At 69.5% G+C, this 10,230-nt stretch carries 11 protein-coding genes; 3 read left to right on the forward strand and 8 right to left on the reverse strand.

Annotated elements, in window-relative coordinates:
* Window positions 1-82 precede the first annotated feature (82 nt).
* From AB0O71_RS14985 to smpB, 3 genes are all read left to right on the forward strand, one after another.
* The gene (locus AB0O71_RS14985) at window positions 83-286 is read left to right on the forward strand and encodes a hypothetical protein (protein ID WP_253035905.1); all 204 of its coding nucleotides are present in this window, start codon (window positions 83-85) and stop codon (window positions 284-286) included.
* Complete coding sequence (ftsX, locus tag AB0O71_RS14990) at window positions 283-1,197, forward strand: permease-like cell division protein FtsX (protein ID WP_079941836.1); 915 nt, start codon at window positions 283-285, stop codon at window positions 1,195-1,197. Before AB0O71_RS14985 ends, ftsX begins: the two co-directional genes overlap by 4 nt.
* A 250-nt stretch (window positions 1,198-1,447) precedes the next feature.
* On the forward strand, window positions 1,448-1,927 hold the full coding sequence (smpB, locus tag AB0O71_RS14995; protein WP_079941835.1) for an SsrA-binding protein SmpB: 480 nt from the start codon (window positions 1,448-1,450) through the stop codon (window positions 1,925-1,927).
* Window positions 1,928-2,046: 119 nt separating this feature from the next.
* Here the strand turns inward: smpB and nylB are convergent, their stop codons facing one another.
* Genes nylB through AB0O71_RS15035 form a run of 8 tightly spaced genes read right to left on the reverse strand, consistent with a single transcriptional unit; the run spans window position 2,047 to window position 9,995 of the window.
* Window positions 2,047-3,225, reverse strand: coding sequence for a 6-aminohexanoate-dimer hydrolase (gene nylB, locus AB0O71_RS15000; protein WP_363746599.1), 1,179 nt, complete (start codon window positions 3,223-3,225; stop codon window positions 2,047-2,049).
* A complete protein-coding gene (locus tag AB0O71_RS15005) occupies window positions 3,222-3,806 on the reverse strand; it encodes a cytosine permease (protein ID WP_079941800.1) in 585 nt (194 codons plus the stop codon). Before AB0O71_RS15005 ends, nylB begins: the two co-directional genes overlap by 4 nt.
* 31 nt (window positions 3,807-3,837) lie before the next feature.
* Window positions 3,838-4,905: an endo-type 6-aminohexanoate oligomer hydrolase gene (locus tag AB0O71_RS15010; protein ID WP_363746602.1), complete on the reverse strand. Its 1,068-nt coding sequence runs from the start codon at window positions 4,903-4,905 to the stop codon at window positions 3,838-3,840.
* Entirely contained in the window at window positions 4,902-5,687 is a 786-nt protein-coding gene (locus tag AB0O71_RS15015) for an ABC transporter ATP-binding protein (RefSeq protein WP_363746604.1), read from the reverse strand. Before AB0O71_RS15015 ends, AB0O71_RS15010 begins: the two co-directional genes overlap by 4 nt.
* The gene (locus tag AB0O71_RS15020; RefSeq protein WP_363746606.1) at window positions 5,687-6,508 is read right to left on the reverse strand and encodes an ABC transporter ATP-binding protein; all 822 of its coding nucleotides are present in this window, start codon (window positions 6,506-6,508) and stop codon (window positions 5,687-5,689) included. The genes AB0O71_RS15015 and AB0O71_RS15020 overlap by 1 nt, the downstream gene beginning before the upstream one ends.
* Window positions 6,505-7,377, reverse strand: coding sequence for an ABC transporter permease (locus AB0O71_RS15025; protein WP_363746609.1), 873 nt, complete (start codon window positions 7,375-7,377; stop codon window positions 6,505-6,507). Before AB0O71_RS15025 ends, AB0O71_RS15020 begins: the two co-directional genes overlap by 4 nt.
* Complete coding sequence (locus AB0O71_RS15030; protein ID WP_363746611.1) at window positions 7,374-8,345, reverse strand: ABC transporter permease; 972 nt, start codon at window positions 8,343-8,345, stop codon at window positions 7,374-7,376. The genes AB0O71_RS15025 and AB0O71_RS15030 overlap by 4 nt, the downstream gene beginning before the upstream one ends.
* A gap of 6 nt (window positions 8,346-8,351) precedes the next feature.
* Window positions 8,352-9,995, reverse strand: a complete 1,644-nt coding sequence (locus AB0O71_RS15035; protein ID WP_363746613.1) for an ABC transporter substrate-binding protein — start codon at window positions 9,993-9,995, stop codon at window positions 8,352-8,354.
* Window positions 9,996-10,230: the final 235 nt, after the last annotated feature.

The raw sequence follows: 10,230 nt of genomic DNA on the forward strand, positions 1-10,230 counted from the left end.
CCATGGGCATGCTCAACCACCATTTCGCAGCAGCCGCCTGATCGGCGCAGAGCGACAGCCTACCTCTGACTGCCGCCAATCTTTGCAACAGAGCCCCGACGACTCCGACATCGACGATGACGACACGGTGCGCTCCGGCGGGCCGCAGGCGCGCCGGATCCCGAGCTTCCTCGATCCGGATCGCCCGATGGATCCCGTGCGCATGTCCGAGACCGGCAGCCTGGCGGAGCACCTCGGGTTGCGCCGGAAGAACGACGACCAGACGGATGTGGGGCCGGTGCGATGAGGGCGGGACTGGTGCTCGGCGAGGTCTGGAACGGCCTGCGCCGCAATATGTCGGTGGTCATCTCCGTGGTGCTGGTGACCTTCGTGTCGCTCACCTTCGTGGGGGCGGCGATCCTGATGCAGCTGCAGATCCAGCAGATGAAGACGTTCTGGTACGACCGCGCGCAGGTGGCCGTCTACCTCTGCACGGACTACGACCAGAGTTCGACCTGCGCCGGCGAGGACGCGGGCGAGGACGAGATCGCGGCCGTCGAGGAGGCGCTGCAGTCGGACACGCTGCGCCCCTACGTCGACGACTTCTTCTTCGTGACGCACGAGCAGGCCTACAAGGAGTTCGTGCAGCAGTTCGAGGGCAACCCGATCGTCGACATCACGAAGCCGGAGCAGCTCAACCAGACCTTCTGGATCAAGCTCAAGGATCCCTCGCGCTCCGACATCATCACGGAGACGTTCTCGGGCATCCCCGGCGTGCAGAGCGTCTCGGACCAGCGCAGCCTGCTCGATCGGATCTTCCTGTTCCTGGGGGTGGCGAGCTACACGGCGATCGTCATCGCGGGGCTCATGCTGGTGGCGGCCATGCTGCTGATCTCGACCACGATCAGGCTCTCGGCGTTCTCGCGCCGGCGGGAGATCGGGATCATGCGCCTCGTGGGCGCGTCGAACCGGTTCATCCAGACCCCCTTCATATTGGAGGGCATCATCGCCGCGCTCTTCGGCGCCGTGCTCGCGAGCGCCGCGTCGGTGGCGATCGTGCGCTTCTTCGTGCAGGGATTCCTCGCCCGGGAGGTGCCGTTCACGAGTTACATCACGGTGGAGCAGGCGCTCGTGGTGCCGCCGATCCTCGTGCTGGTGGGAGTGGTGCTCTCGGCGATCGCGGCGAAGATCGCGATCACCAGATACCTGCGGGTGTAGCGCAGAGCGTCCCCGGGGCGGGCCGCGGATCCGGATCTCGGGGCCGGGGCTCGTCGAAACCGAGCCCATCGTGCGAGCCCGAGCCCTCCCGCGCCGATAATCCGTGCGGGTTGGAGCAATCGGCTCGGTTCGGGCGCCTCGAGGCCGGGCGGCTCGGCGTGGCGGGCGGAACGGCGGCGGTGTGCGATAAGCTGGTTCTTCGCGCGTGAGCGCGGACCCCGAACCACCCCGGCCGCAGGAAGGATGTGACATGAGCCCGAAGGAGACCGGCGAGAAGCTGATCGCCTCCAACAAGAAGGCCCGGCACGAGTACCACATCCTCGACACCTACGAGGCGGGCCTGGTGCTCACGGGCAGCGAGGTGAAGTCGCTGCGCATGGGACGCGCGTCGCTCGTCGACGGATACGTGTTCATCGAGCGCGGCGAGGCCTGGCTCGACGCCGCCTACATCCCCGAGTACCTCAACGGCTCGTGGACGAACCACGCGCCGCGCCGCAAGCGCAAGCTGCTGCTGCACCGCCAGCAGATCGACAAGCTCTACCAGAAGACCCGCGAGGGCGGCATGACGATCGTGCCGCTGCGCCTGTACTTCCTCGACGGCCGCGCGAAGGTCGAGATCGCCCTCGCGAAGGGCAAGAAGGAGTACGACAAGCGCCAGACCATGCGCGAGCGGCAGGACAAGCGCGAGGCCGAACGGGCGATGCGCACCCGCAACCGGATGGGGGAGTAGGCGCTCCCTCGGGTGTCCCCGCGTCGCGGGCGGATCCTGCGACGCGCCTGACGCGGTGGCGCCACCGCGTCAGGCAGTCGCAGGATCCACCGGCGCGGTGCCGACGCCGGTCACGCCGCCTACACCGCGTCGAGGGCACGGCTGACGTCGAGCAGGATCCCGCTCTGCAGCCCGTGCCAGTGCCGGGTGTCGGGATCGGGCCACGACGAGAGCTTGACGATCACGGAGTCGGTGCGCGGATCGAGCCAGAGGTTCTGGCCGTGGATGCCGATGCCGCTCACGTTGCCGCGCTCGTTGCCCGTGCACCACCACTGGCGCGTGTAGCTGCCCTCGGGGAATGCGGAGGTGAAACCCTCGTCGGGCATGGCTTCGCGGGAGCCGCCGGCCAGCACGCTTTCCACCCAGCCCTGCGATACGACCCGTCCGCCGGGAGCGACGCCGCCGTCGAGCATCATGCGGCCCACGCGTGCGAGATCCCGCGCGGTGCAGGAGACGCCCCCGTTCGCGAAGCCGAAGCCGGTCTGGTCGACCGTGATGGTCGCATCCCGATCGGCGTCGAGCTTCGCCCACAGGTACGTGGAGAGCGCTTCGACGTAGCGCAGACCGGTGACCCGCTCGACGATCCAGGCGAGCACGTCGGTGTTCGCCGAGCAGTACTGGAACTCGCCGGTGCCGCCGTCGCCGCGGAGGGTGGTGAGGAACTCGTAGGTGTCGGCGGGGTCCCCGTCTCGCCGCGTGCGCCAGCCGGCGGAGCGATCGTGGGTCTGCACCTCCGAGGCCGGATCGACGTAGTCCTCGTTGTAGTCGATCGAGATCTGCATGTCGAGCACCTGCAGCACGGAGGGCCCGTCGTAGACGGAGCCCGCGAGCTCGGGTACATACTCGGTGACGGGCTGCGCGGGATCGATGCGCCCCTCGTCGATCAGCGCGCCGACGACCGTGCCGCACAGCGACTTCGAGACGCTCATCAGCAGGTGACGGTCGTCGGGTGCGAAACCCGCCCGGTAGTACTCGGCGAGGACCTCGGAGCCGCGCAGCACGAGGAATGCGTCGGTGCAGGTCTCCTCGAGCCGCTGCTCGAGATCGGGGAGCCGCGTCGCGAGCGCGTCGAGCCGCACGACGGGCTCCGCGGGCGTCGCCGGGTCGCGCCGGGAGACCGCCGCCGTGGGCAGCAGCTCGCCCAGGCGGGCGAAGGCCCAGCGGTTGTGCGGGGCCTCCTGCCAGCTGTCGAGTGTCGGCTCCCCGGCCGCGGCTCCGGGATACCTGGCGGGGTGCTGGCCGGTGGAACGTGCGTTCATCGAGTGTCTCCGAAGGTGTAGCCGCGGCGGGTGAAGAGATAGTAGAGGCCACCGCTGACGATCATCGCGACGGGGGCGGAGAGATCGATGTAGCCCATGGCCTCGGCGACCGCGCCGCTCCAGAAATCGGTGGTGAGGAAGAAGGAGGCGGCAGCGCCGCCGATGATCCCCGCGGCGAGGCCGGGAATGCTGAAGCCGCCGGTGTACCAGTACTTCGCCCCCCGGCGCTCGTCGAAGAGATCGAGGCCATCGTATCGGTTGCGGCGCAGCCAGATGTCCATGCAGTAGACGGTGATGCCCGGAGCCGAGATGAGGATCAGCACCTGCAGCATGATGTTCACCGCGTCGAGCAGGCTGGTCGACATGACCAGGTAGATGGTGAAGAAGGTGCCGAGCACGCCGATGATGATGGCCGAGGGGATGCGCCGGATCGGGATGCCGATCGACTGGAACGCCATGCTGGCGGTGTAGGTGGTCATGCCGTCGACCGCGTCGCGGATCCCCTCCCCGAAGCGGCTCCCGATCTCGGCGCCCCGGCTTCCCGGATCCGTGCCCGTCACCGTCGCGGTGATGATCTCCACAGCGTTCCTCTCCTGTTCCGGGGCCGGGCCCCTACTTGCCGGCCTCGAGGACGGCGTCCCACATCACCTCGGAGGCGATCGCGCCGAGCGCGGTCGCGTTCACCGACAGCCGCCCGCGCGACGACCCCGGGGTCGTCGGCAGATCGATCTCGTCGGTGGTGACGGCGAAGAGCGTGTCGCCGTCCATGTCGGTGTGGAACGGCTGGATGCCGCGGTGCATCGAACTGTGCACCTGCTTGGCGAACTGGTTCAGCTCGACGGGGCTCATCCGCACGTTCGTGACGATCGCGCTGATCGTGGTGTTGCCGGCCTCGGTGACGGGCGGGACCTGCTCGGCGAACGCCTCCTGGTAGTCGAACACCGGGTGGCGCCGGACCCCGGTCTGCGCGTCGTAGTTGCCGCGCACCACCGTGCCCGCGCGGTCCACGATCACACCGACCGGGTTCGGCACGACGACGGCGAGGATGCGCACGTCGCCGAGACGACGGAACGCCGCGCCCTGCCCGGTGATCTCGGTGCGGTCCCAGTCCACCTTGCCCGCGGACGCGCTCATGCCCGCGCCCGCCCGCCCCTGCGGGAACTCACCGGGAACGGCGAATTCGAGCGCCGCGCGGCCGAGCGCCTTGTCGGGGTAGACCGCGGTGGAGCGCGCCGAGAAGTCGTAGATGACCGCCGACGACACCAGCTGGGCCTCGGCGAAGCCGGTGCGATACTCGAGGCGTTCCAGGAGCGCGCCGCTCACCCCGGCGCCCGCCTCGAGCCCGTAGCTGGCTCCGCCGGCCAGGCAGATGGCGTGGTTGAAGTCGTACCCGCCGGACAGACCCACGGCTCCGCCGCGCGCGTCGACCGCGGTGCGGGCGCCGGCGGGGATGTGGATCACGGTCGCACCGGTGGGCCCCTCCTCGTAGTGCGCCGAACCGACGCTGACGCCCGGGAAGTCGAACCGCAGCGTCTCCCGCCCGGTGCTCCTGACCGGCACGAGGTCGAAGGCGGCGTTGCCCGGGCCGCCGAAGACGGGCGGGCCCGCCAGGCGGGGCGCGGGATCCACGACGATCCCGCCGTCGATATCCGTGAGTGCGTGGACCGGTGTCGTATTCATAGGGCCTCCAAGAGTGTCTGCGAGTAGGGGTGCTGGGGGTTGCGGAAGAACTCCTCCGTCGAAGCGGTCTCGACGAGGTCGCCGCGGAAGAGCACGGCGACACGGTCCGCGACGCGCTCCACGGCGCCGAGATCGTGCGAGATGAAGAGGGCGCCGAAGCGGTGCTCCGCCTGCAGTTCGCGGATGAGCGCGAGGATCTGCATCTGCACGGCGACGTCGAGCGCGCTCACGGCCTCGTCGAAGACGATGAAGCGCGGCTCGGTCACGAGCGCCCGGGCCACCGAGACGCGCTGGCGCTGTCCTCCGGAGAGCTCGTGGGGGTAGCGCTCGGCGAAGGCGGGGTTCAGCCCCACCTGCTCGAGCATCTCCGTCACGCGCTGCCGCTGCTCGGACCGGCTGAGGTCGCGCCGCGCGACCGTCAGCGGTTCGCGCACCGACTCCCCGACCTTGCGCCGGGGGTTGAGCGACCAGTGCGGATGCTGCAGCACCGCCTGCAGCTTGCCGGCGTTGGCCCTGCGCGATCGCGTGAAGGGTTCGCCGAGCAGCAGCACCTCGCCGGAGTCGGGCCGCTTGAGGCCCAGGGCGACCGAGGCGGTCGTGGTCTTGCCCGATCCGGACTCGCCCACCAGCCCGAGCGTCTCGCCCGGGGCGACCTCGAGCGTCACCGCGTTCATGGCGCGAACGGTCCGCCGCTTCGCTCCCGCCCCGCTCGTGAACGCGACGCTGACCTCGCGCAGCTCCAGCACCGGGGCCGTATCCGTGTCCGGATGGGACGCAGACATCATTCCGCCTCCTTCGTCGTGGGATCCTGGCGGCCCGGTATCGCGGCGACCAGCGTTCTCGTGTAGTCCGCCCGCGGCTCGTCGAGCACCTGCGCGGCCGGCCCCTCTTCGACGATACGCCCCTGGTGCATCACGACGATCCGGTCGCACCAGCGACGTACGGCGCCGAGGTCGTGGCTGATCCAGATGAGGCTCGCGCCGGAGCGCTGCACCAGGTCGACGATGAGGGTCAGGATCTCGTCGCGCACCTGTGCGTCGAGCGATGCCGTGGGCTCGTCGGCGATCAGGATCTCGGGCTCGCGCGCCATGGTCAGCGCGATCGCGATGCGCTGCGCCATTCCGCCGGACACCTCGTGCGGATAGAGTCGGAGCACCCGATCCGGCTCGAGGATCTTGACGCTCGCGAGCAGCTCGGTGAGCGACTCCAGGTCGGTCGGTCGTCCGAGCGGCCTGAGCGCGAGCTCGAGCTGGCGACGGATCCGCATCGTCGGGTTGAGCGAGGCGATGGGATCCTGCGGGATGAAACCCAGTGATTCCCGTCGCAGCGCCCGTATCGCATCGGGCGCGAGACTCGCGATGTCCCTGCCGAGCACGTGCACCGACCCGGAGGTCACGTGGCAGACGCGCGGCAGCATGCGGCCGATGGCCTGCGACACGGTGGACTTGCCCGATCCCGACTCGCCGACGATCGCGAGCAGTTCGCCGCGGGCGACATCGAGATCGATCCCGTCGAGCGCTCGGGTCACGCCGAGACGGGTGCGGTACTCGGCGCTGAATCCCGTGAGCGAGACCACCGGGGCAGCGGGGGCGTTCGCGGTCATACGAGGCTCCTTGTCTCGCGCGGATCGAGCCGATCGCGCATCGTGTCGCCGATGAGGTTGATGGAGAGGATCGCGACGACGAGCACCGCGGCCGGGGCGAACAGCAGCCAGGGCGCCTGCAGCATGTAGCTGCCGCCCTCCTGGATCAGCAGGCCGAGCGATGACCGCGGCGGCTGCACGCCGTAGCCGAGGAAGCTCAGTCCTCCCTCGACGAGGATGCCGACCGACAGCGCGTACGTGCCCTGCACCGCGATGGTGCCGCTGACGTTCGGCAGCAGGTGGCGGAAGAGGATCACCGGGGCCGACACGCCGCTGATCTTCGCGGTGGTCACGAAGTCGCGCTTGGCGACCGACATCGCCGCCGCGCTCACCATGCGGGTCATGAGCGGCACCGTGACGAGCACGATGCTGGAGAGCACCGCGGCCTGGCCGGGTCCCACCACCGCCGCGATGAGGATCGCGAGCACGATCGACGGGAAGGAGTAGAGCACGTCGCTCAGGCGCATGATGACCTCCCGCGCCCAGCCGCCCGCGTAGCCGGCGACGAGGCCGAGGATCACGCTGATGACCGCGGTGCACACGACGGCGAGGGTGGAGAGGACGAGCGTGGTGCGCGTGCCCTCCAGCAGGCGCGCCAGCACCGAGCGGCCGAGGGCGTCGGTGCCGAAGGGGTACGCCGCAGAGGGCGGGCTGAGCCTCGGGCCGACGATCCTCGCGGGATCGCCCGCGAAGGGGATGACGGCGGCCGCCACAGCGACGAGCACGATGAGGCCGAGCGCGCAGGCGGCGGCGATGAAGAGGGCGTCGCGGGGCGGGCGGGTCTTGACCGCGCGCTTCCGCTTCGAGAGCGGGAGGGAGTAGGTGGTCATGATCCTGCCTTCCCGGTGACGGCGACGCGCGGGTCGAGCGCGCTCGTGATGAGGTCGAGCACGAGGCTCAGCACGACGAAGACGGCGGCGGCGAAGAGCACGGTGGCCTGCACGACCGCGAAGTCCCGACGGCCGAGGCCGGTGACCATGAACGAGCCGAGCCCCGGCAGGTTGAACAGCGTCTCGATGATGACGGCGCCGCCGAGGAGATAGGCGGTGATGGTGCCGAGCAGCGTGAGGATCGGGATCCCGGCGTTGCGCAGGACGTGATGGCGCACGATGTGCCCGGCCGTCTCCCCGCGCGCGACGGCGGCCGTGATGTGCGGTTCGACGAGCACTCCCATGACGGCGTCGCGCGTCGTGCGCGCGGTCGCCGCGACGCAGAAGACGGAGAGCACGAGCGCTGGAAGCAGGAGCGCCTGGAACGTCGGCCAGAAGCCCGTGCCGATGCTCGCGAACCCGCCGACCTTCAGGCCGAGCGAGAACTGCGAGAACACGAAGATGACGATGCTGCCGAGCACGAACTCGGGCACGCTGATGCCGATGCTCGACACGACGCGGCCGACGGCGCCGCCCTGCTTCGCACCGGATCGCACTCCCGTCCAGATCCCGAGCGGCACGCCCGCGAGCAGCGTCACCGCCATCGCCATGATCGTGAGCGTCGCGGTCACCGGGATGCGCTCGAGCATCTCGCCGGAGACGGAGCTCTGCGTGACGTAGGAGGTGCCGAGCTCCCCCGTGAGCACCTGCCCGATCCAGGCGAAGTACTGCACGAAGATCGGCTGATCGAGCCCGTACGCCTCGGCGAGCAGCTGCCGCTCCTCGGCGGAGGCGAGCGGGCCGAGGATGATGTCCTCGTAGCTGCCGGGCATGAGACGGATCGCGACGAAGATGAGCACCGAGACGCCGAGCAGGGTGATGAGCGCGCTCATCACCCGCCCGGCGGACCAGCGAAGGATCTGCATCATTCGGGACTACTCCCCGGCGATCCGGTAGTCGGCGATGTTGCGGAGGATGTTGCCGTACCCCTCGTTGCTCTGGATCGTCGGGCTCACCGCCGCGGTGTCGAACCCGATGATGGACGGCCGGTGCACGAGCGGCACCATCTCGGCGTACTCGTCGGCGGAGGCGCACAGCTCGGTCAGCACCTCGGCGCGCGCGTCGGGATCGGTCTCGCTCGCGCCCTCGGCGATGAGCGCGTTGAGATCCTCGTGCACGCCCGTGAAGCCGACGTTGAAGAAGGCCTGCTCGGGGTTCCACCACTTGGTCACCATCGACGGGTCGGAGTAGCCCGCGAACCAGCTGATCGACAGGTCGAAGTCGCCCGGCTGGGCCGAGAAGACCCGCTCGCTGTAGGTCGCGGTGTCGACCTGCTCGATCCGGACGGTGACGCCGATCTCCGCGAGCTGCTGCTGCACGAGCTGGGCGATCTGCGCCATGACGGGGTTCGAGGTGTCCACGATGAGGTCGAGCTCGACGTCTCCGGCGCCCGTCTCCTCGATGGTCGCCCTCGCGTCCTCGATCGCGGCCTGCTCCGAGGGCAGCTCGTCGACCCGGCAGGCGCCGGGCAGGTTCGAGGGGGTGATGCCGGTGGGGGTCGTTTCGCCGGCGAAGACGATGTCGGCGATCGCCTGGCGGTCGATCGCGGTGTTGATCGCGAAGCGGACGTCCTGGTCGTTCAGCGGACTGTCGGGCTTCTGCGAGTTGACGAGGACGTAGTAGAGGTCGCTCTGCGTCTGCTTGACGATCTGGAGGCCCTCGTTGCCGCCGAGCTGCGACAGCGAGTCGATGTTGACGAACTTCGCCATGCCGGTGCTGCCCTCGCGGAGCGCGGCCTGCCTGGTCGACTCCTGATCCACGATCTGCAGTTCGAGGGTCTGCACGGCGAGGTTGTCGCCGCCGTGCCAGTCGGGGTTCGCGGTGAAGGTCCACGACTCGTCCTGCCGGTGGTCGGCGACGAGGTACGGGCCGGTGCCGAGCATCGTCGTGGTGAGGTCGACGCTGCCGTCGTTCACCTCCTGCATCGGGAGGATCGCGGCCGGCGTGTTCGCGAGCGCGGCGAGGAACGGCGCGTACGGGCTGCCGAGCTTCACGGTGACCTGATCGTCGCCGGTGGCCTCGACGGACTCGACGGGGCCCATCTGGCCGGACCACACGCTCTGACTCGCCACCTGGCGCTCGAGGCTGCCGACGACGTCGTCGACGGTGAGCGCGCGGCCGTTCGAGAAGGTCGCGGTGGTGTCGATCGTGAAGACGTAGGTCGTGTCGTCCGGCTGCTCCCAGGAGGTGGCGAGCTTCGGCTGGATCTCGAAGTTCTCGTCCGTGGTCACGAGCGTCTCGTAGACGAGCCCCATGATCATCCACGAGGTGTCGGTCTGCGCGGTCTGGGGGTCGAGCCCGTCGGCCTCGCTCGTGTCGTAGTCCAGCTGCACGGTGAGGGCGCCCGTGCCCGTGAGCGCCTCGTCGGCGACCGCGAGGAAGCCCGGCGCGGCCTCCGTCTGCTCGGTGCCGCCCGGCGCCGAGCCGGGCGCGGCGCAGGAGGTGAGGACGCACGCGAGGCTCAGCGCGATCGCGGCGCCGGCGGCCGCCCGGGAGCGGGTTCGTTGGTTGATCAACACAGTGGTGACTCCTTCGACAGTGGTGGTGGCCCGGACCGCGGCGATGCGCTCCGGCCGGCGGCGCCCGCCGATGGGCGCGCCTTGGATGATCACGGTACATACATAAATCGTTTTACCTCACGACGGTAGCAGAGTAAAACGGCTCTTCGTAATTGAGGGTGTAGCCGCGCCCCGCGGTGTGGTGCCGTGAACATGGGTCGAGGTCTCCCGATGATGGAAGTTCTGACGCTTCCCA

Source organism: Leucobacter sp. NPDC077196 (genome assembly GCF_040687075.1).
In the GTDB taxonomy this organism is placed as follows: domain Bacteria; phylum Actinomycetota; class Actinomycetes; order Actinomycetales; family Microbacteriaceae; genus Leucobacter.

Coding starts and splice junctions, on each gene's coding strand:
- ftsX (WP_079941836.1), top strand. CDS start 283: ATGAGGGCGGGACTGGTGCTCGGCGAGGTCTGGAACGGCCTGCGCCGC.
- smpB (WP_079941835.1), top strand. CDS start 1,448: ATGAGCCCGAAGGAGACCGGCGAGAAGCTGATCGCCTCCAACAAGAAG.
- nylB (WP_363746599.1), bottom strand. CDS start 3,225: ATGAACGCACGTTCCACCGGCCAGCACCCCGCCAGGTATCCCGGAGCC.
- AB0O71_RS15010 (WP_363746602.1), bottom strand. CDS start 4,905: ATGAATACGACACCGGTCCACGCACTCACGGATATCGACGGCGGGATC.
- AB0O71_RS15015 (WP_363746604.1), bottom strand. CDS start 5,687: ATGTCTGCGTCCCATCCGGACACGGATACGGCCCCGGTGCTGGAGCTG.
- AB0O71_RS15020 (WP_363746606.1), bottom strand. CDS start 6,508: ATGACCGCGAACGCCCCCGCTGCCCCGGTGGTCTCGCTCACGGGATTC.
- AB0O71_RS15025 (WP_363746609.1), bottom strand. CDS start 7,377: ATGACCACCTACTCCCTCCCGCTCTCGAAGCGGAAGCGCGCGGTCAAG.
- AB0O71_RS15030 (WP_363746611.1), bottom strand. CDS start 8,345: ATGATGCAGATCCTTCGCTGGTCCGCCGGGCGGGTGATGAGCGCGCTC.